The organism is Paenibacillus albicereus, assembly GCF_012676905.1.
In the GTDB taxonomy this organism is placed as follows: Bacteria; Bacillota; Bacilli; order Paenibacillales; family Paenibacillaceae; genus Paenibacillus_O; species Paenibacillus_O albicereus.
Window position 1 is genome coordinate 1,927,364 of record NZ_CP051428.1, and the last position, 19,659, is coordinate 1,947,022.

17 protein-coding genes are annotated in these 19,659 nt (G+C 64.7%); 14 read left to right on the forward strand and 3 right to left on the reverse strand.

Features of this window, described 5'->3' with window-relative positions; genetic code table 11:
• Nucleotides 1-51: 51 nt before the first annotated feature.
• From HGI30_RS08280 to HGI30_RS08295, 4 genes are all read left to right on the forward strand, one after another.
• Nucleotides 52-4,980, forward strand: a complete 4,929-nt coding sequence (locus tag HGI30_RS08280; protein WP_168907195.1) for a sugar-binding protein — start codon at nt 52-54, stop codon at nt 4,978-4,980.
• A gap of 154 nt (nt 4,981-5,134) precedes the next feature.
• Nucleotides 5,135-5,941, forward strand: coding sequence for a polysaccharide deacetylase family protein (locus HGI30_RS08285; RefSeq protein ID WP_168907196.1), 807 nt, complete (start codon nt 5,135-5,137; stop codon nt 5,939-5,941).
• 90 nt (nt 5,942-6,031) lie between these two features.
• Nucleotides 6,032-7,150: an FtsX-like permease family protein gene (locus tag HGI30_RS08290; RefSeq protein ID WP_168907197.1), complete on the forward strand. Its 1,119-nt coding sequence runs from the start codon at nt 6,032-6,034 to the stop codon at nt 7,148-7,150.
• Entirely contained in the window at nt 7,147-7,833 is a 687-nt protein-coding gene (locus tag HGI30_RS08295) for an ABC transporter ATP-binding protein (protein ID WP_168907198.1), read from the forward strand. Before HGI30_RS08290 ends, HGI30_RS08295 begins: the two co-directional genes overlap by 4 nt.
• A gap of 122 nt (nt 7,834-7,955) precedes the next feature.
• On the opposite strand, the gene HGI30_RS08300 is transcribed toward HGI30_RS08295, so the two are convergent.
• The gene (locus HGI30_RS08300) at nt 7,956-8,207 is read right to left on the reverse strand and encodes a hypothetical protein (RefSeq protein WP_168907199.1); all 252 of its coding nucleotides are present in this window, start codon (nt 8,205-8,207) and stop codon (nt 7,956-7,958) included.
• 137 nt (nt 8,208-8,344) lie between these two features.
• Between HGI30_RS08300 and HGI30_RS08305 the strand changes: the two genes are divergently transcribed.
• The 5 genes from HGI30_RS08305 (at nt 8,345) to HGI30_RS08320 (ending at nt 10,374) form a co-directional block, all read left to right on the forward strand.
• Nucleotides 8,345-8,632, forward strand: a complete 288-nt coding sequence (locus tag HGI30_RS08305; protein WP_168907200.1) for a Dabb family protein — start codon at nt 8,345-8,347, stop codon at nt 8,630-8,632.
• A 27-nt stretch (nt 8,633-8,659) separates the two neighbouring features.
• Nucleotides 8,660-8,782 carry a hypothetical protein gene (locus HGI30_RS23450; protein WP_268957833.1) on the forward strand — a complete coding sequence of 41 codons (123 nt, stop codon included), beginning with the start codon at nt 8,660-8,662 and terminating at the stop codon, nt 8,780-8,782.
• 19 nt (nt 8,783-8,801) lie between these two features.
• Nucleotides 8,802-9,221, forward strand: a complete 420-nt coding sequence (locus HGI30_RS08310) for a DUF86 domain-containing protein (protein WP_168907201.1) — start codon at nt 8,802-8,804, stop codon at nt 9,219-9,221.
• Nucleotides 9,222-9,403: 182 nt separating this feature from the next.
• A complete protein-coding gene (locus HGI30_RS08315; protein WP_168907202.1) occupies nt 9,404-9,913 on the forward strand; it encodes a hypothetical protein in 510 nt (169 codons plus the stop codon).
• Between the two features lie 2 nt (nt 9,914-9,915).
• Nucleotides 9,916-10,374: a YtxH domain-containing protein gene (locus HGI30_RS08320; protein ID WP_168907203.1), complete on the forward strand. Its 459-nt coding sequence runs from the start codon at nt 9,916-9,918 to the stop codon at nt 10,372-10,374.
• Between the two features lie 73 nt (nt 10,375-10,447).
• Here HGI30_RS08320 and HGI30_RS08325 read toward each other — a convergent pair whose 3' ends face one another.
• A complete protein-coding gene (locus tag HGI30_RS08325) occupies nt 10,448-11,152 on the reverse strand; it encodes an AraC family transcriptional regulator (protein WP_168907204.1) in 705 nt (234 codons plus the stop codon).
• Nucleotides 11,153-11,483: 331 nt separating this feature from the next.
• Here HGI30_RS08325 and pyk point away from each other — a divergent pair, with 331 nt between their 5' ends.
• Entirely contained in the window at nt 11,484-12,905 is a 1,422-nt protein-coding gene (gene pyk, locus HGI30_RS08330; RefSeq protein WP_168907205.1) for a pyruvate kinase, read from the forward strand.
• Between the two features lie 1,464 nt (nt 12,906-14,369).
• Here pyk and HGI30_RS08335 read toward each other — a convergent pair.
• Nucleotides 14,370-15,236, reverse strand: coding sequence for an AraC family transcriptional regulator (locus HGI30_RS08335; RefSeq protein ID WP_235680367.1), 867 nt, complete (start codon nt 15,234-15,236; stop codon nt 14,370-14,372).
• 268 nt (nt 15,237-15,504) lie between these two features.
• Between HGI30_RS08335 and melA the strand changes: the two genes are divergently transcribed.
• From melA to racE, 4 genes are all read left to right on the forward strand, one after another.
• Nucleotides 15,505-16,809 carry an alpha-glucosidase/alpha-galactosidase gene (gene melA / locus HGI30_RS08340; RefSeq protein ID WP_168907206.1) on the forward strand — a complete coding sequence of 435 codons (1,305 nt, stop codon included), beginning with the start codon at nt 15,505-15,507 and terminating at the stop codon, nt 16,807-16,809.
• Between the two features lie 75 nt (nt 16,810-16,884).
• The gene (locus HGI30_RS08345) at nt 16,885-17,559 is read left to right on the forward strand and encodes a response regulator transcription factor (RefSeq protein ID WP_168907207.1); all 675 of its coding nucleotides are present in this window, start codon (nt 16,885-16,887) and stop codon (nt 17,557-17,559) included.
• Nucleotides 17,560-17,684: 125 nt separating this feature from the next.
• Nucleotides 17,685-18,737 carry a sensor histidine kinase gene (locus HGI30_RS08350; RefSeq protein WP_206110045.1) on the forward strand — a complete coding sequence of 351 codons (1,053 nt, stop codon included), beginning with the start codon at nt 17,685-17,687 and terminating at the stop codon, nt 18,735-18,737.
• A gap of 107 nt (nt 18,738-18,844) precedes the next feature.
• Nucleotides 18,845-19,654, forward strand: a complete 810-nt coding sequence (gene racE, locus HGI30_RS08355; protein WP_168907208.1) for a glutamate racemase — start codon at nt 18,845-18,847, stop codon at nt 19,652-19,654.
• Nucleotides 19,655-19,659 lie beyond the last annotated feature (5 nt).

Below are 19,659 nucleotides of genomic sequence, written 5' to 3' on the forward strand. Positions count from 1 at the left end.
GGAACGCTCTGGTCGTGCGCGAGCATGTATCGAGTCTAGGAGGGATGAAGGATGGAGATTCAAATGGGTTCATGGAGACGGAAGCTGAGCGGCTTCCTCGCCTGTCTGGTGCTGATCGCGGCATGCGGGTGGGGCCCGGCAGCCGCCTATGCCGCTCCGCAAGAGGGATACGAGTGGCAGAACGTGCGCATCGGCGGCGGAGGCTTCGTCACCGGCATGGCCATTCATCCGACGGAGCCGAACCTGGTCTACGTCCGCACGGACGTCGGCGGCGCTTACCGATGGGATGAAACGAACAAGAAATGGGTGCAGCTCTTGAGCGAGCTGCCCAGAGAGAAGTACAACCTGTACGGCATCGACAGCATAGCGATCGACCCGTCGAATCCCGATATCGTCTATGCCGCTGCGGGCAAGTTCAATTGGCCGGGCTCGCTGTCGGACATCTTGAAGTCGACGGATCGAGGAGAGAGCTGGACGCAGACCGGATTCTCGCCTCCGAATTTCGGCAACGGGACCGGACGCGATGCAGGCGAGCGGCTCGCGGTCGATCCCAACAACGGGCAGATCATCTACATGGGAACCCGAACGGAAGGGCTGTGGAGAAGCACGTCCGGCGCCAGCACGGGCTCTTGGCAGCGGGTCGCCGCCTTTCCGGCCGTCGGCACCTCGCCGTTCGGATTGAATTTCGTCGTGTACGACAAAACCACGGGCGCCTCGGGCAGTCCGACCCAGACGATCTACGTCGGCGTCGAGGACGGAGGCGTGTACCGCAGCACGGACGGAGGCGCGTCATGGGCCCAGATGAACGGCAGCCCGCTGAAGCCGAACCGAGCGGTCGTGGCGACGAACGGCACGCTGTACGTCAGCCACGAGACGGGCGTCGCCAAGTTCGCCGGCGGCGCGTGGACCGACATCACGCCGCCGTCGGCGGGGAAATACAACGGAATGACGGTGGATCCCGGCAATCCGAACGTCATCATGACGGCGATCGCGACGGGAACGAATTTCCCCGCGCCGATCTACCGATCTGCGGATGGCGGAGGGAACTGGACGCAGGTCGCGTTCGCCAAGCATCCGGATGTTCCATGGTGGACGTCGAACTGGTTCGCGGCCAACACGGCGAGCTTGACGATCGATCCCGTGCAGCCGAACCGAGTCTGGCTGACCGACTTCTTCGGCATCTGGCGCACGGACGATATAACGGCCAGTCCATCCCACTGGTATTCGTACGAGGAAGGCCATGAGGAAGTGGTCAACTTCGCGCTTCGCAGCACGCCGATCGGCGCTCCGCTGCTGAGCGGGCATGCCGATGTCGACGGCATGCGCCATACGTCGCTCTCGGCATTCCCAAGCGCCAAGTTCGGCGGTCCGACTTTAGGCGATACCGTCTCCATCGACTTTCAGGAGAGCAATCCGAATTTCGTCGCCCGGGTCGGCTCCACCCGCTATCAGAACTCGGGCGGCGGCGGCTACAGCACCGACAACGGCGCGACTTGGACGGCGTTCCCGAACCCTCCCGGCATCGCAGGCCGCATCGCCGTGTCGGCAGGCAGCGAGACGATGGTCTGGGTGCCGCAATACGGCAGCCCGCTCTACTCTACCAATCGGGGATTGACGTGGACGCCGAGCGCGGGCGCGCCGTCCGGCTTGATCCATGACTTCTGGGTCTGGTACCAGCCGCTTGCCTCCGACAGAGTCAGCAGCGATACCTTCTATCTGCTGGAACGCGCGACGGGCAGATTCCTTCGCAGCACCGATGGCGGGGCGAATTGGTCGCAAGCGTCGATCCTGCCGTCGTCGACCGCGAATCTGGCGTTCTTCAGCGTGAAGGCAGCCCCCGGCATCGCGGGCGAGGTGTGGGTCAGCTTGGATTCGGGCGGTCTCGCCCGTTCGAGCAACGGCGGCGACAGCTGGACGCAAGTGGCGGGTGTGCAGCAGGCGAAATTGTTCGCCTTCGGCAAAAACCGGCTCGGTTCTCCTTACCCGACGGTATTCGTCTATGGCAAGGTCGACCAGGAGACGGGAATATTCCGCTCCGACGACTTCGGCGCCACGTGGGTGAAGATCGACGTGCTCGATCCGGCGATCGGAGATGAGGCGAATACGATGGAAGGCGACCGGCAGAAGTGGGGCCGCGTCTATATCGGCACGAACGGCACCGGCGTGTATTATGGGGACACGCTGGCGAGCGAAGGAAGCGATGCCGAAGCGCCGACGGCGCCGACGAACGTCGCTTCGCCTTCCCAGACGGCTACGACCGCAAGCTTGTCCTGGACCGCTTCGACCGACAATACGGGCGTCGCGGGCTACAACGTCTATAACGGAGGCGTGTTCGCAGGTTCCACCACGTCCCCGTCGAGCACTTCCTTCGTCGTGCGCGGACTGACGCCGAGCACCGCCTACTCGTTCACCGTGAAAGCGAAGGACGGCGCGGGCAATCTCTCGGCTGCGAGCGCCGCGCTCAGCGTGACGACGGCGCCGCCGCCAGCCGCGCCGACGAATGTCGCGGCAACGTCGGCGACCATGACGAGCCTTGGCCTGAGCTGGAGTCCGCCGTCCAATCTGTCCGGAGTGGCCGGCTACAACGTCTACAGCGGCACGACGCTGGTCGGCTCCACGACCGGCACGGCCTATACGCTGAACGGACTGCTGCCGGACCGGACCTACTCGCTGACCGTCCGATCCTTCGACAGCGCGGGAGCCTTGTCGTCGCCAAGCGGCGCGCTCTCCGCCTCGACCGCGCCCGGCCCGGGCACGCCGGCTTTCAGCGACGACTTCCAGGACGGAGCGGCAGACGGCTGGACCGCTGCGAACGGAACGTGGGCTGTCGTCAATTCAGGAGGCTCCAAAGTGTACAGGCAATCGGCCTGGACGACGGTGAATGCGTTCAGCACGGTGGATGCCAGCACGCATGCCGACTACAGCGTGGAGACGAACATCAAGCTGACGCAGAACGACATCGACTTGGCCGCAGGCATCACGGCGCGCTACCAAGACCCGAACAACTTCTACTACTTCCGCATCAAGGCCGGCAAGCTGCAGATCGGCAAGTCGGTGAACGGGACGGTCACGATTCTCGCGCAGAAGAGCTTCCCGATGGCCACGAACGTCGGCTACGTCTTCACGGCCGTCTTGAACAACCGTACGCTGGACTTCTATGTGAACGGGTTCAAGGAATTGTCGGTCGTGGACGGCAGCCATGCCGCGGGCAAGATCGGCCTCTACGCCTTCAAGACGGGCGTCGAGTTCGACAATGTCAAGGTGGTTCACGACCGCGACTTCGCGCCGCCGACCGCGCCGGGCAACGTGACGCTCGCAGCCAAGGAAGAGACGACGGTCGAGTTGTCCTGGCAAGCGTCGACGGACAATGTCGGGGTCACTCAGTACGAGGTATATAAAGGCGGCGTGCTTGCCGGAACGACGGCTTCGACCTCGCTGGCCGTGACCGGACTTGCCGCGGATACGGCTTACGCCTTTACCGTCAAGGCGAAGGATGCCGCAGGCAACCTGTCCGCAGCCAGCGCCCCGCTTGCCGTCACGACGGAGCCGTACCTGCTGCAAGCGAAAAAGACGCTGTCCGCCGTCACGGTCGACGGGGCGTTGAACGAGAATCTATGGTCCATGTCGAAACAGGCGAAGCAAGCGATCATCGGGTCCCCGAACAATACGACGCGATTCGGCGCGCTCTGGGATGACCAGTACCTGTATGTCGGAGTCGACGTCATCGACGGCACGCTGCACAACGCCGCCGCCCTGCCCTATTACGACGATTCCGTCGAGCTCTATATCGACGGCGACCATAATAAAGGCTCGGCCTATGACAGCAAGGACCGCCAATATGTCAAGGGCTGGAACGACAGCTCGCTGTGGGAGCAGGGCGGGCGGACCAGCGGCGTGCTCCATGGATGGGCCGCCCGTCCGGGCGGCTACAGCGTGGAGCTGGCCATCCCTTGGAGCGCGCTCGGCATAGCGCCGACCGCCGGCATGACGATCGGCTTCGACGTTGCAGGCAATGACACGGACACCGGCAGCGGCCGGCAAAGCCAGCAGATGTGGGCGGGCACGAACGACAACTGGAGGAATACGTCCGCCTTCGGCAGCCTGGTGCTCTCCTCCGGCACGGTCGGGGATGCGCAGCCGCCGACGGCGCCGCAGCATCTGGTCTCGCCGTCGCATACCGACCGGACGGCGGCGCTGTCCTGGACCGCGTCGACGGACAATGTAGGCGTCACCGGATACGAGATTTACGATGGCGCCAATGTAGTGGCGACAGCAACCTCGACGACCTATACGGTCACGGGCCTGACGCCGGGCGCAAGCTATGCGTTCAGCGTCAAGGCCCGGGATGCGGAGCACAACCTGTCCGCGGCCAGCAACACGGTCAACGTCGCTCTGGATGCCTCGTATACGATCATCGAGGCGGGCAAGGCGACCTCCGCGATTGCGATCGACGGATCCTGGAACGAACCGGCATGGTCGTTGTCCAAGCAGGCCGGCAAGGCCGTGAGCGGAACGGCGAACAATACGACGAGTTTCGGCGCGCTATGGGACGACGATTACCTCTATGTCGCGGCGAGCGTCGTCGACAGCCAGCTGTTCAACAACTCGTCGGAGCCGTACGCCGACGATTCCGTCGAGATCTACATCGACGGCAATCGTAATCAAGGCGTCGTCTATGACGCATTCGACCGGCAGTTCATCAAGGGCTGGAACGACAGCTCGCTGTTCGAGGCCCGCAGCCTGACGAGCGGCGTGCTCCATGCCTGGTCCGCGACGACCGCCGGCTACAGCGTGGAGCTGGCGATTCCGTGGAGCTCGCTCGGTGTGACGCCGACGGCCGGGATGACGATCGGCTTCGACGTGGCCAACAACGACGAGGATGACGGCAACGGCCGGCAGAGCCAGACGGTGTGGGCGGGAACGGCCGACAACTGGACGAATACGTCCGCCTTCGGAGAGCTGCGTCTGCAAGGGCCGTAAAGGATTGCGCTCGGCCAGAGCGGAACGGGTCCATGGAAGCTCCGTTGAAACGACGGGGCTTCTTTTTTTACGCGAGGAAACCAGGCGCCGGGAGGGAGCTCCCGGAAGGCTTCTACGGCAGGGAACGGCTAGAACAGGGAGAGGTGGAAAGCTCATGGCGACAGCAACGATCAAGCTCGACCGCTTTCCGGGCGGACGGCGCAAAGCGGCGGCGTTCAGCTTCGATGATGGAAGGGACTGCGACCGCCGGCTCGTGGCGATGATGAACCGATATGGGTTGAAGGGGACGTTCCATTTGAATTCCGGCGTCCTCGGGAGGGAAGGGCATGTCCGCGCGGATGAGGTCGCGGGCCTGTACAAGGGGCATGAAGTATCCGCCCACACGGTCAGCCATCCGTTTCTGGAGCAGTCTCCGGACGATCAGATTGTCCACGAGATCATGGCGGACCGCCAGACGCTCGAAGGGCTTGCCGGCTATCCGGTGCGCGGCATGAGCTATCCGTTCGGCACGTACGACGACCGGGTCGCGGCGCTGCTGCCCGCGCTCGGCATCGAGTATGCCCGCACCATCCGGAGCCACGGCGGCTTCGAGCTGCCCGCCGATCCGCTGCGCTGGCATCCGACCTGTCATCACAAAGGAATGGTGGAAGCGGCCGAGCGGTTTCTGCGGTCGCAGCCCTACCGCGAACGGATGGAGCTGCTGCTGGTCTGGGGCCATAGCTTCGAATTCGAAAGCGACGGCAATTGGAGCTTGATGGATCAGGTCGGCGCACTGCTGCAAGGCGAGCCATCCATCTGGCATGCCACGATGAGCGAGATTCTCGCCTATATGCAGGCGCTGAAGGCGCTGCGCTTTTCCGTCGACCGCAAGCTCGTGCATAATCCTGCCGCCACCTGCGTCTGGTTCAGCGCGGATGGCGAGCCTGTGAAGGTGGAGGGCGGAAAGACGGCCAGCCTGTAGAACAGTCCGCATCCGATGTAACCGCCGGTTCACGCTCCGTTCATACGCCGTCCCTAAGCTGAAGGCATAGAGACAAGGAGGCGATGAAGGATGTTTTTGGCGCTTCGGGAGATGAGGCATGCGAAGCTGCGCTATGCGCTGATGGCGGCGATTCTGATCCTGGTGTCGTTTCTCGTGCTGTTCGTGACGGGGCTGGCCCGAGGACTGAGCTACGCGAACGCGTCCTCGGTCGTCCACATGCCGGCGGACGGATTCGTGCTGTCGGCCGATGCCGAGCATCGGCTGGCGCGGTCGGAGCTGGACGCGGCGCGCACGGAGCGGATCGGCGAGCTGGCCGGGGCGGGACATGCCGAGGCGCTCGGCGTACGGATGGCTACGGTCGCGGTCGATGGGGGCGGCAAGGCCGACGCGGCGGTGCTCGCCGTCGACCCGGACGGCTGGCTGGCTCCGCCGGTCGCGGAGGGCGCGCCGCTCGGACCGGACGATACGGGCCTGGCCGTTGCCGACGCCAAGCTGAAGGATGCGGGAGCGCGGATCGGCGGCGTGATGACCGATGCGTCCAGCGGACGCAGCTGGAAAATTATCGGCTTCACCGAAGAACAATCGTTCAGCCACACGCCGGCGCTGTTCGTCAGCCCGGCCGAATGGGAGCAGCTGGCGCAGTCCGCTCGCGGGGGCACAGGCGCAGAGGGCGGCGAGCCGGCGTTCAACGCGATCGCCCTGCAGGGCGATCGGGAGCGGCTGGAGGCGATCGCGGCCGAGATGCCGGACGCAGTGCTTTTGAGCAAGCAGCAGGTGATCGAGGCGATCCCCGGCTATTCGGCCGAGCAAGGCTCCTTGACGATGATGATCGCGTTCCTCTACGTCATCTCGGCATTCGTGCTGGCGGTATTCTTTTATGTCATGACGCTGCAGAAGCTGGGCCAGTTCGGCATCCTCAAGGCGATCGGCGCCCGCACCGGCTATCTGGCGCGCAGCGTCGCGGGACAGGTGCTGCTGATCGCGGCGGCGAGCCTGGCCGCAAGCCTGCTGCTGATCGCGGGCTTCCGCGCCGTGCTGCCGGACGCGCTGCCGTTCCGGCTGGACGAGTCGACGCTGCTCGCGACCTGCGCCTTGTTCCTCGCGACGTCGGCTGCCGGCTCGCTCCTATCGGTCATCAAAGTCGCCCGCGCGGACGCGCTGGAAGCGATCGGGAGGTCTGCGGCATGAAGAAGATCGGGGCTAAGCTTGTTCTGGACGGGGTCACGCATGCGTTCAAGGACGGGGAGAAAGATAGAACCATTCTGGACGGGCTGTCGCTGGAGGTGGGAGAGGGCGAGCTCGTCGCCGTGACCGGGCCCTCCGGCTCCGGCAAGAGCACGTTCCTGTCGATCGCGGGGGCGCTGCTGTCGCCGGACGGGGGCGAGGTGCGCGTCGACGGGCAGCCGCTGTCCGGCATGGATGCGGCTCGGCTCGCGGAGCTGCGGCTAGTCAAGCTCGGCTTCATCTTTCAATCGGCGAATCTGATTCCGTACTTGAAGGTGGAGGAGCAGCTGCTGCTCGTCGCCAAGCTGGCCGGGATGCCGCGGACGGAAGCGGCGGCGCGCTCGCGGGAGCTGCTGGAGCGGCTCGGCCTCGGCGGCCGGCGCCGGGCGTACCCGGAGCGGCTGTCGGGAGGGGAGAAGCAGCGGGCGGCGATCGCCCGGGCATGGATGAACCGGCCGGAGGTCGTTCTCGCCGACGAGCCGACGGCGAGCCTGGATGCGCCGCGCGGAGCGGACATCATGGAGATGCTGCAAGCAGAGGTCAAGGCGCAGCGCAAGGCGGGGGTCGTGGTGACGCATGACGAGCGGGTGCTTCCCTACTGCGACCGGGTGCTCGTGCTGGAGGCGGGCAGGCTGAGGCCGGCCTGAACAACGGGAACCAGCCCGGCAGCGCGCTCCTTCTCGCGAGGGGAGGAGCATCGCTGCCGGGCTGCTTCGCGCGTCATGCGCGGCACGGCGAGGGTCGGACGGCGCCTGGACAGGCGGGCGGGTCAGGCGCGCCGGCGCCTGCGGCCTTCCGCGATCAGCCGATCGCAGACGTAGCCGATGACGGCGTAGCACAGCACCGTCAAAGCATACATGACGAGAATCGGCGTCTGATGGATGTCATAGAAGACGTCGGAGATCCAGGCGACCGGACTGAACATGAAGAAGAAGACATTATGGGGGTCATAGCCCGTCGAGCTGAACAGGCACAGGATCAGGCCGAGGGCAGTCGCAGCAAGCGTAACCGGATAGCGCATATGGGCAAAGCTCCCTTCTGCCGGCATTGCCGAATCGTACGGCTTGCGTTATTATGGGTCAAAAGGGCGCCGGACATGCAGACGGCGGACAAGGCCCTTCCGCCTGCGGGCACAACTGGATTGGAGGATACGCGGCAATGTTGACTCACATCGTCTTTTTCCGCCTGAAGGACCGCTCCCCCGAGAGCGTCGAGGCCACGGCGGCCGTACTGCGCGCCATGGAGGGCAGAATCGAGGTTCTTCGCCACCTGGAGGTCGGCAAGGACGTCGTCCATTCGGAGCGCTCCTACGACATCGCGCTCGTGACGAAGTTCGATTCGCTCGAAGCTCTGGGCGAATACCAGGTCCATCCGGTCCACCAGGAAGTCATCCGCCATATGAACGAGGCGCGGGAGTCGTCCGCAGCCGTCGATTACGAATCCTAAGCGGAGCCGGGGAGGAAGCATTCATTCATGGAAGAGCAGCAATCGCTCGGGGAAGACTTCTATATGATGATTACCTATCTGTTCGTCGTCGTCATCAGCAGCATCGTCATGATCGTCTGGCTGAAGCGTCGCGGCAGGAAGAAGAAATAAGCAATCATGGAGGCGCTTCATGTATTATGTGAACGTGCAGGACATCCGGCTGCGGCTGGATGCGATACCGGACTTGGCCGAGGCGTTGGACAAGCTGTCGGCGGACTGGAACGGCTCGACGCTCCAGGGGCTGGCGCAGGAGCGGCTGCTCCATCTGGCGATCGAGACGGTGACCGACGTCGGCAGCTGCCTGATCGACGGCTACATCATGCGGGATGCGAGCAGCTACAGCGACATCATCGAGATCATCGGCGGCGAACAGGTGCTGGATGCGGAGCTGGCCGAACGGCTCAAGGCGCTGACCGCGCTGCGCCGTCCGCTCGTGCAGGAGTACTACAGCTGGCCGCGCGGCGAGCGCCATCCATACACGCCGGAGCTGGCGGGCTGGCTGCGGCGGTTCAGCGAGCAGGTCGAAGCCTATTTAAAAAAAGAACAGTAGCGGCGCTAGGCCGCATCGACGTTCCGCGGAACGTCGATGCGGCTTTTTTGCGCCCTCGGACCCGAGTTTCGTTTTTTTTGACGCTGCCGAGTGTCACTCGGCGCCCATGGCGCATCTACTGAGAGCAGGAACTGGGCTCCCGCCCGGTCCGGAATCCGATTGCAGCGGGGAGGCGAGGCGGAATGGAATGGTGGTATGCGGGCTGCGCGGCGCTGCTGTGCCTGTCGGCGGCTGCGGCCGCGTGGCAGGCGAGGGCGCTGATGCGGCGGCTGGCCGAGACGGCGGCGGAGCTGGAGAAAGCGGCGGCGCGGACGCTCGGCGAAACGGCGGAGCTGGCCCGCGAGCTGCGCGGAGCGGCCGGCAGAGCGGAGCAGGCGGCCGCCGAGGCCGGCCGGCAGCTCGGCAAGCTGGCTCCGCTGGCGGATGCGGCCGGTTCGCTGCAGGCAGCGGCGGACGCGGCCGGCTCGGCCGCGCGGCGGATCGCCGAGCAGGCCGCCGGCACCGCGGAAGCGGCGGCCGAGCGAGCCCGCTTGGCCGCAAGCAAGTACCGCCCCCGGCTTGAGGAAGCGATCGCCATCGCCGACGCCGCGCTCGAGGGCTGGATGTACGTGCGCTCGGCGGCCTCCCGTCTTCGATCGCCTGCATGTTCCGACGGGCAACAAGGGAACCCTACTCACGAAAGGAGAGATTGAACATGGTCAAATGGCAAACGAAGAAACGCGGCGGGGGCTTCCTGCTCGGAGCTCTGGCCGGGGGCATCATCGGCTCGGTCACGGCGCTCCTGTTCGCGCCGAAGTCCGGCAGCGAGCTGCGCAGCGATATCGGCGATCGCGCCACGCGCGCGGCAGACAAAGCGGGCGAGATCGGCTCGCGGATCGGCAGCTCGGCGGCCGAGGCGGCCCGGCATACGGCGGACAGCGCGGCTGTGCTGAAAGAAAAAGCGATTCACACGGCCGACCAGCTCGCTTCCGGCATCAAGTTCTGGGAGCGCAAGACGGAGGAGCCGATCGTATCGATCGCCTCGGTGAATTCGACGTCCGTGATCGAAGCGGCGGATACGATCGGGGAGCGGAGCGTTTCCCTGCAGCCGGAGGATATCCTGGACGAGGAAGAAGCGTCCGCCTTTCTGACGGACGAGGACAACAAGGCGTAAGACGGCAGCGGAGCCGCGCATCGGCAGCCTGCGGCTCCGCCTGACCCAACGCCGGGCCAAGAGAGAGGCCGAGCTAATCCGTTCGGCTGACGTAGCGGGAGGGCGGCGCGCCGTGCGCGCGGCGGAATACCCGCTGAAAATAGGACACCTCCCCATAGCCGAGATAATCGGCTATTTCTTCTATCGTCAGGAGCGATTCCGACAGCATGTAGACGGCCGTCCGCATGCGCTGGGCATGCACGTACTCGCTGATCGTCTGTCCGGTACCCCGGCGGAACAGCGTGGCGGCATAGTTGGGCGTGCGTCCGATGCAGCGCCCCAGGTCTTCTTTGGTGATCTTCTCGCGGTACTTGTCTTGAATATAGGCTTTCATCCGCTCCAGGTGGCGGGCCGCGACGGGAGCCGGCTGGCCGGCTCGGGCTTCGCGGCTCCAAAGCGCGGCGATCTCGAGCGCGATCCCTTCGCCGCGTACCCGGTAGCCCGGCTCGCGGTCGCTGTCTTCCTCGAGCAAGGTCCGCAGCCGTCCCATCATCCAGTCGAGCCTCTGCGTGCGCAGCGAGGCTCCTTCCTCGGGCAGGCGCAGCTCCCGCATGGACGGGCTGCCCGCTTCGAGCCCCAGCACGAACAGCTCCTGCATGCGCCCGCTTCCCGCGTGCAGCGTAGGACGCGAGCCCGGCGGCGCGTAAGCGACGTCGCCTCGCTTCAGCTCCAGCTCGGTCCCGTCCGGCTCCATGCGCAGGATGAGGCTGCCGTAGGCCATCAGCAGCAGCAGTCCCATGCCGGAGCCGGCTTGCGTCGGTTTGCCGGAGCTTGCGTGCGGCGGTTTGCCGGAGCTTGCGTGCAGCGGTTTGCCGGAACTTGCGTGCAGCGTTTTGCCGGAGCTTGCGTGCAGCGTTTTGCCGGAGCTTGCCTGCGGCGGCATGCCGGAGCTAGCGTGCAGCGGTATGCCTTCGAGCTTTCCCTGCAGCCTCCTGATGGTCCACTCCACCCCTGTCATCTCCATTCCAGCATCTGAAATCGTACTATAGGTTTTTTATTATACTATAGCATGTCGAATCCTGGCGAAGGGAGAGGTACAATAGGAGCAGAAGAATGAGGAGGCTGTATCTGTGACGTTACGCAAAACGAAAATTGTCTGTACGCTCGGCCCTGCGAGCGAATCGCCGGAAGTGCTCGTGCAATTGATCGAGGCCGGCATGAACGTGGCGCGCATCAACATGGCGCACGGAGAGCTGGAGGATCATGCCGGGCGCATCCGCGCCGTGCGGGAGGCTTGCCGCGTATCGGGCGCTGTCGTTCCAGTGCTCATGGACATCAAAGGTCCCGAGGTCCGCATTGGCAAGCTGAAGGAGCCTTACGTGACGCTCGTGCCAGGCGGAGAGCTGACGCTCACGACCGTGGAGCTCGAAGGCGACGCCTCGCGCATCTCCGTCAACTACGCCGGACTGCCGGATGATGTATCCGAGGGCAGCACGATCCTGATCGACGACGGCCTCATCGAGCTGTCGGTGCTGGAATCGGGCGGCACGGACATCCGCTGCCGCATCATCAGCGGCGGCGCGCTCAAGCCGCGCAAGGGCGTCAACCTGCCCGGCGTGCGCACCCGCCTGCCCGGCGTGACGGAGCGCGACGTGAAGCATATCGGTTTCGGCATCCGGGAGCAGGTCGACATCATCGCCGCCTCGTTCGTCCGCAAGGCCGAGGATATCATGGAGATTCGCCAGATTCTGGAGGAGCAGGGCGCGGGCCACATCCAGATCATCTCCAAGATCGAGAACGACGAGGGCGTCGAGAATCTCGACGCGATCATCGAGGTGTCGGACGGCATCATGGTCGCGCGCGGCGATCTCGGCGTGGAGATTCCGGTCGAGGACGTGCCGGCGCTTCAGGAAGAGATGATCCATAAATGTAACCTGGCCGGCAAGCCGGTCATCGTCGCGACCCATATGCTGGAGTCGATGCAGGTCAATCCGCGTCCGACGCGCGCCGAGGTGAGCGACGTCGCCAACGCCGTCATCCAGGGCACGGACTGCATCATGCTGTCCGGCGAGACGGCCGCAGGCAAGTATCCGGTGGAGTCGGTGCGCCGCATGGCCTCCATCGCCGCCAAGACCGAATCGCTGGCGGATCACCGCGTGCAGTTCCGCACGCGCCAAGTGCTGCATGCGACGACGACGACCGAGGTCATCAGCCAGGCGGCGGTCGGGTCTTCCCTCGACCTCGACGCCAAGGCGATCCTGACGCCGACGGAGTCGGGCTTCACGGCCCGCATGGTGTCCAAATATCGGCCGAAGGCGCCGATCATCGCGATTACGCCGGAGCCGACGACGATCGCCAAGCTGTGCCTGCTGCGTGGCGTCATTCCGGTGCTCGGCGAGCGCGCGGAGTCGACCGACGCGATGTTCGAGTCGGCTGTCGACGGCGGACGCCAGACCGGCCTGCTGCAGGACGGCGACTTCGTCGTCATCTCCAGCGGCGTTCCGGTCGGCAAGGCCGGCGCGACGAACCTGATTAAGATCATGCAAGTGTAAGACGCTCGGATTGCTTTTTGCAGCGAGTTAATGGAAAGCCCCTCTCGATCGATGCGAGCCGTTTCGGCTAGCAGATGTCGAGAGGGTTTTTTTCGTTGCAGACTAGCGACTGCTTCGCCGAGCTGAACCGCTGTGGACGAACAGGCCGCTGCTCGAGCCGAGCCTTCCTGGGCGAACAGGCCGCTGCGGGAGCCGAGCCTTTCTGAGCGAACAGGCCGCTGTGCGAGCCGAGCCTTTCTGGCTGAACAGGCCGCTGTGCGAGCCGAGCCTTCCTGGCCGAACAGTTCGCTGCGGGAGCCGAGCTTTTCTGGACGAACAGGCCGCTGTGCGAGCCGAGCTTTTCTGGCCGAACAGGCCGCAGTGCGAGCCGAGCCTTTCTCCGATTCCACTGGAAGCCGGATGCCTGGATTGCCCAACCTCCTATTCGGAGGGCATCCGTCTTCCAAGAGGACCGCTGCCGCTTCTCCGAAAGGCATCGGCTCGCTCCGCTTCTTTCGTCCCGTCGCCTCCGAATCCCCCCTTTTTTTGAGGGAGAGGAACATCTTCCTATACCTAGAAGATGGCAGATTCCTCGACAACAGAAGTACATATTGACGGAGTCGTGACTACCGTCGCAAGTTCGAAGCCAGTTGAACCGTCCGAACGAAGGGGTCGGGACCACCTTCATGAGCGAGAAGCTGGCCGCCCCGTCCGAACGAAGGGGTCGGGACCGCCTTCATGAGCGTGAAGCTGGCCACTCCGTCCGAACGAAGGGGTCGGGACTACCTTCAAGAGCGCGAAGCTGGCCGATCCGTCCGAACGAAGGGGTCGGGACCACCTTCAAGAGCGCGAAACTGGCCGCTCCGTCCGAACGAAGGGGTCGGGACCACCTTCAAGAGCGCGAAGCTGGCCGTTCCGTCCGAACGAAGGGGTCGGGACTACCTTCATGAGCGCGAAGCTGGCCAATCCGTCCGAACGAAGGGGTCGGGACCGCCTTCATGAGCGTGAAGCTGGCCGCTCCGTCCGAACGAAGGGGTCGGGACTGCCTTCATGAGCGTGAAGCTGGCCGCTCTGTCCGAACGAAGGGGTCGGGACGACCTTCATGAGCGTTTTATATGCAAGGTTATGGAGCGACGGGAGCGAGCGCGAGCTTTTAATGAAACGGGGAGCGTAGCGGACGGGGAACTCGTGGAGAAGCGACAGCGGTTCCCTTGGAGGCTGGATTTCTTCCACTTTGGAACATAAAATCAAAGAAATCTGGGCTCCAGGGAGATCGGAACGAGTCCCCGCTCCGCGAAGCGGAGCAGGTTTCATCGTTGCTCCCCGCTCCGCGAAGCGGCAGCAAGTTTCATCGTTGCTCCCCGCTCCGCGAAGCGGCAGCAGGTTTGATCGTTGTTTTCCGCTCCGCGAAGCGGCAACAGGTTTCCTCGTCCATTCCGCTCCGAGAAGCGGCAATAGGCTAAGCCTTCATCCTCATCCGCGGACTTATTCCAGACCCTGCCGGTAAGCCGTAGGCGACAGGCCGAAGCTGCGGCGGAAATGGCGGGAGAAATAGAGCGGGTCGCTGTACCCGCACGAAGCCGCCACCTGCTCGATCGTCAGGTCGGTGGCGAGCAGATCCTTGGCCTGGCTCATCCGCAGCTGTCCCAGATACTGCATCGGCGAAAGGCCAGTGAACGCGCGGAACAGCTTGGACAGATGCGTGCGGTGGTAGCCGAGGCGCCGCGCCAGGTCCTGAATGGACACCGGCTCGGCATAATGCGTCTGCAGCCAGCGCACCGCCTGATCGATCTGGCGCATCGCCGCGTCCGATGAGCGGGCAGGGGGCCGCACGCGCTCCGGCTGAAGCCGCGCCAGCTCGCACAGCAGCAGCCGCAGCCAGCCGCCCGCCTCCAGATCGGACAACGCCGCGCTGCTGCCGCCCGCCAGCGCCTCGCGCAGCCGGCTGTACAGCAGGGCCGCCTCGCCGCAGCCTCGTCCGGCCACCACGGGGCTCGACGGGTCCAGTCCGGCGGCCGCCAGCAGAGGCAGAACGGCATAGCCGCGGAAGGCGACCCATTGATACGTCCAAGGCTCGTTCCCGTCGGCCTCATAAAAGAACAGCTCGCCCGGGAAGATGACGAACGTATCGCCCGCTTGCAGGCGGTACTCCGTATTTTTCCAGCGGAAGCATCCGTGTCCGCTCGTAATCGTGTGGATCAGCGCGTAGTCGTGGATGCCGGGTCCGGTGCGATGTCCTGGCAAAGGGCTGCCTTGGCCGCTGAACAGCACGGACAGCTCGCCCGCCGATGCTGCGCTCGGATTGTCCCACACCTGAAAGGAATAGTGGTCGGGCATAATGGTCGTCTCCATGGCTTCCCCTCCTGCTTCGGCCAAGCGGCCGGGTTTCTTCTACAGTAGCGAAAAGGAAGACATCTGTCCATGCCGATCCTTCTTCCAGCCCTATCCACGGCATCGGCGGTTCCGTATGATCGAAGGGAGGCGCAAGGCGTCAACGGCCGAACGGAATGCGCTCTCAATCGGCGTGGATCAGAGGCGGGAAAAACGGATTCCAGGCGGCTCGCAAGAAGCCGGAGCAAGGCCGATGCAAGACAATCATGAAGGTCAGGGAGGCTGGATCATGAAAGCGAAGATTACGTTTTTAGGCGCGGGCAGCACGGTGTTCGTCCGCAACGTGCTGGGCGACGCGATGCTGACGCCGGCGCTGCAGGAGTTCGAGCTGGCGCTGTTCGATATCGACAAGCAGCGGGTGAAGGAGTCGGAGCAGCTGCTCCGCGCGATCAAGCGGACGAGCGGCAGCCGCTGCGACATCAAGGTGTACGCGGACCGGAAGGAAGCGCTTCGCGGCGCGAAGTACGTCATCAACGCCATTCAAGTCGGCGGATACGAGCCCTGCACGGTGACCGACTTCGAGATTCCGAAGAAATACGGTCTGCGCCAGACGATCGCCGATACGATCGGCATCGGCGGCCTTTTCCGCAGCCTGCGGACGATTCCGGTGCTGGACGGCTTCGCCGCCGATATCCGCGAGGTGTGTCCGGACGCGCTCTTTCTCAACTATACGAATCCGATGGCCGTCCTGACGAACTACATGAATACGTACGGCGGCGTGCGGACGGTCGGGCTCTGCCATAGCGTGCAGGTATGCGTGCCGCATCTGTTCCGGGACCTCGGCCTCGATCCGGCCGGCGTCCATACGCGCATCGCCGGCATCAACCATATGGCCTGGCTGCTGGAGGCGACCCGGGACGGAGAGGATCTGTATCCGGAGATCAAGCGCCGCGCGGCCGAGAAGCAGAAGGAGAAGCACCACGACATGGTCCGCTACGAGCTGATGCTGAAATTCGGGCATTATGTGACCGAATCGTCGGAGCACAATGCGGAATACCATCCCTACTTCATCAAGAGCCGCTACCCCGAGCTCGTCGAAAAGCTCAACATCCCGCTCGACGAATACCCGCGCCGCTGCGTGGAGCAGATCGCGAACTGGAACCGCCAGCGCGACGAGCTGCTCGGAAGCGCCGGGCTCGAGCACGAGCGCTCGCATGAATACGCCTCCTACATCATGGAGGCGATCGAGACGGACGTGCCGTTCAAGATCGGCGGCAACGTCATGAACACGCACGGCCTCATCCCGAACCTGCCGCGGGAAGCATGCGTCGAGGTGCCTTGCCTCGTCGACCGCGGCGGCATCCAGCCGCTGCAGGTCGAGGCGCTTCCGCCGCAGCTCGCCGCGCTCAACCGGACGAACATCAATACGCAGCTGCTGACGCTCGAGGCGGCCGTCACCCGCAAGCGCGAGCATATCTACCATGCGGCACTGCTTGACCCGCATACGTCGGCGGAGCTGTCGATGGACGACATCGTCTCGCTGTGCGATGATCTGATCGAGGCGCATGGAGAGTGGCTGCCGGAGTACCGCTGAGCCCGCGAGTCCAACTTCCGTTCACATAGGCGGGGTAGACTTTGGGCATCCGCGCGATAAAAGGAGAATGTCATCATGCCCCATCTGCTCATCGTCGACGACGACCGCCATATCCGCGAGCTCGTCGTTCATTTCATGGCCAAGGAAGGCTTCGGCACGTCGGAGGCGGCCAGCGGGTCGGAAGCGCTGGCGCGGCTGGAGGAGCGTCCGGCCGATCTGGTCATCCTCGACCTGATGATGCCGGGCATGGACGGCTGGGAGCTGTGCCGGCGGCTGCGCGAGGACAGCCGGGAGCTGCCGCTGCTCATGCTGACCGCCAAGGGCGAGACCGTGCACAAGGTCAAAGGCTTCGAGCTCGGCACCGACGATTATGTCGTCAAGCCGTTCGACCCGCCGGAGCTCGTCGCCCGCGTCAAGGCGCTGCTCAAGCGCAGCCGGATCGCCTCGTCGAGGCAGGTCAAGGCCGGGACCGTCGCGCTCGACCGCGAGACGTATACATGCCGGATCGGCGGCCGGGAGGACACGCTGCCCCGCAAGGAGTTCGAGCTGCTGTTCCTGCTCGCCAGCTATCCGGGCCGCACGCTGCCCCGGGAGCAGCTGCTGGAGCAGATATGGGGCTACGACTACGAAGGCGACGAGCGCACGCTCGACACGCATATCAAGCGGCTGCGCGACCGGCTGGCGGACGGCTCGGGCGTCGAGATCCGCACGATCCGCGGCCTCGGCTACCGGCTGGAGGAGCGGCCGTGAGCGGACGGAGGATGCGGCCTTACGCAGCGGAGCCGGGCAGGGAAGGCGCTGCCGAGCGGAGCAGGCGCGGCCCGCGCGCAAGGCGGTCCGGAGGCCGGAGGATCATCAACAAGCGGACCTCGTTCATGGCGACGGTCGTATTGTGGATGGCGGTCTGCTGGACCGGCTCGTTCTATGCGGTGGAGCATTCCGGCTGGACGCCGGCGCCGCTGGTCGGCTATCTGGCTGCGACGTCGGGCGGATTCCTGCTGTTCGGCTTGTCGATGGCGATCGTCGGCCGCTTCATCCAGCGGCACAACATCGAGCTGTTCAAAGCGATCTTCGATGCGCTCAGCCGAATCTCGCGCGGCGACTTCTCCGTCCAGGTGGCGCTTCCCCGTCCATATGACGAGTACGACGAGTTCAGCCGCCTCGTCCAGGGCATCAACGACATGGCGGCCGATCTCGGCCGGATGGAGACGATGCGGCAGGACTTCATCTCGAACGTCTCGCATGAGATCCAGTCGCCGCTCACCTCGATCCGCGGCTTCGCCCGCGCGCTGCAGGACGAGCAGCTGCCGCCGGAGCAGCGCCGGCGCTATCTGGCCATTATCGAGGAGGAAAGCGAGCGCCTCTCGCGGCTGTCGGACCACATGCTGCGCCTCGCTTCGCTCGACTCCGAGCATCATCCGTTCCGCCCGGCGCGCATGCGCCTCGACGGCCAGCTGCGTGCGGCCGCGCTGACGCTCGAGCCGCTCTGGAGCGCCAAGGAGCAGGAGCTGGAGGTGCAGGCCGATCCGCTCGAGATCGAAGCGGACGAAGACCTGCTGCGCCAGGTGTGGACGAATCTGATCCACAACGCGGTCAAGTTCTCGCCGGAGCGGGAGCGCATCTCGATCTCGCTCGTCCGCGACGGCGACGAAGCCGTGGCGGAGGTGGCGAATACGGGCGCGCCGATTCCGCGCGAGAGCTTGCCGCATCTGTTCGAGCGCTTCTACAAGGTCGACAAGTCGCGCACCCGCGAAGGCGGAGGAAGCGGCCTCGGGCTCGCGATCAGCCGCAAGATCGTGGAGCTGCACGGCGGCTCGATCGCGGCGAGCAGCGACGAGGAGGCCGGCACCGCGCTGACGGTGCGGCTGCCGCTCCGGCAGCCGCCGCAGGGCGCATCGGGCGTGCCGGACGGGCATCCGCCAGCTTGAACCGACTCTAGCAATCCGCTAAGATGAAGGTACGTTCGGCAGCCCGGATTCATATGCTGTCTTAGCGAATAGCTGACGTCAATTCGTTCAAGGAAAGCGGTGTGTACGTGCAAAGACCGATAGCCATCCTGGATTCCGGAGTGGGGGGCCTGACTGTCGTGCGCGAGGTGATGCGGCAGCTGCCCCGCGAGAAGGTCATCTACTTCGGAGATACCGCACGGACGCCCTATGGACCGAGACCTGCGGAAGAAGTGGTCCGGTTCACGGATGAAATCGTAACCTATCTGATGCAGTTCAAGCCTAAAATGATCATCATCGCCTGCAACACGGCGACAGCGGTCGCGCTGGAGCATATCCGCAGCCGCGTCGACATCCCGGTCGTAGGCGTCATCAATCCCGGCTCGCGCGCGGCGATCAAAAGCACCAAATCCGGCATCGTCGGCATCATCGGCACGATCGGCACGGTGCGCAGCCAGGCGTACGAGGAGGCGCTGAAGCGCCTCAACCCGAACATCCATGTGGCCAGCCTGGCTTGCCCGCTGTTCGTGCCGCTCGTCGAGCAGGGCAACTTCCGTTCCGAGCAGACGTTCGAGACGATCCGCAGCTCGCTGGAGCCGCTCAAGGAAATTCCGCTCGATACGCTCATCCTCGGCTGCACCCACTATCCGTTCCTTGCCGACACGATCGGCGAGGTGATGGGGCCGGGCGTGAAGCTCATCAGCTCCGACAGCGAGACGGCGCGGGAGATGAGCGCGATCCTGCAGGAGACCGGCAAGCTGGCCGCGCAGCCGGAGCTGCCGGTGCATCAGTTCTTTTGCAGCGGCGATCCCCGCCTGTTCAAGCGCATCGCCCAGCAGTGGCTCGGCGAGCAGATCGAGCTGACGCCGGTCGTCTGGCAGATTCCGCAGATCGGCTAAGCGCT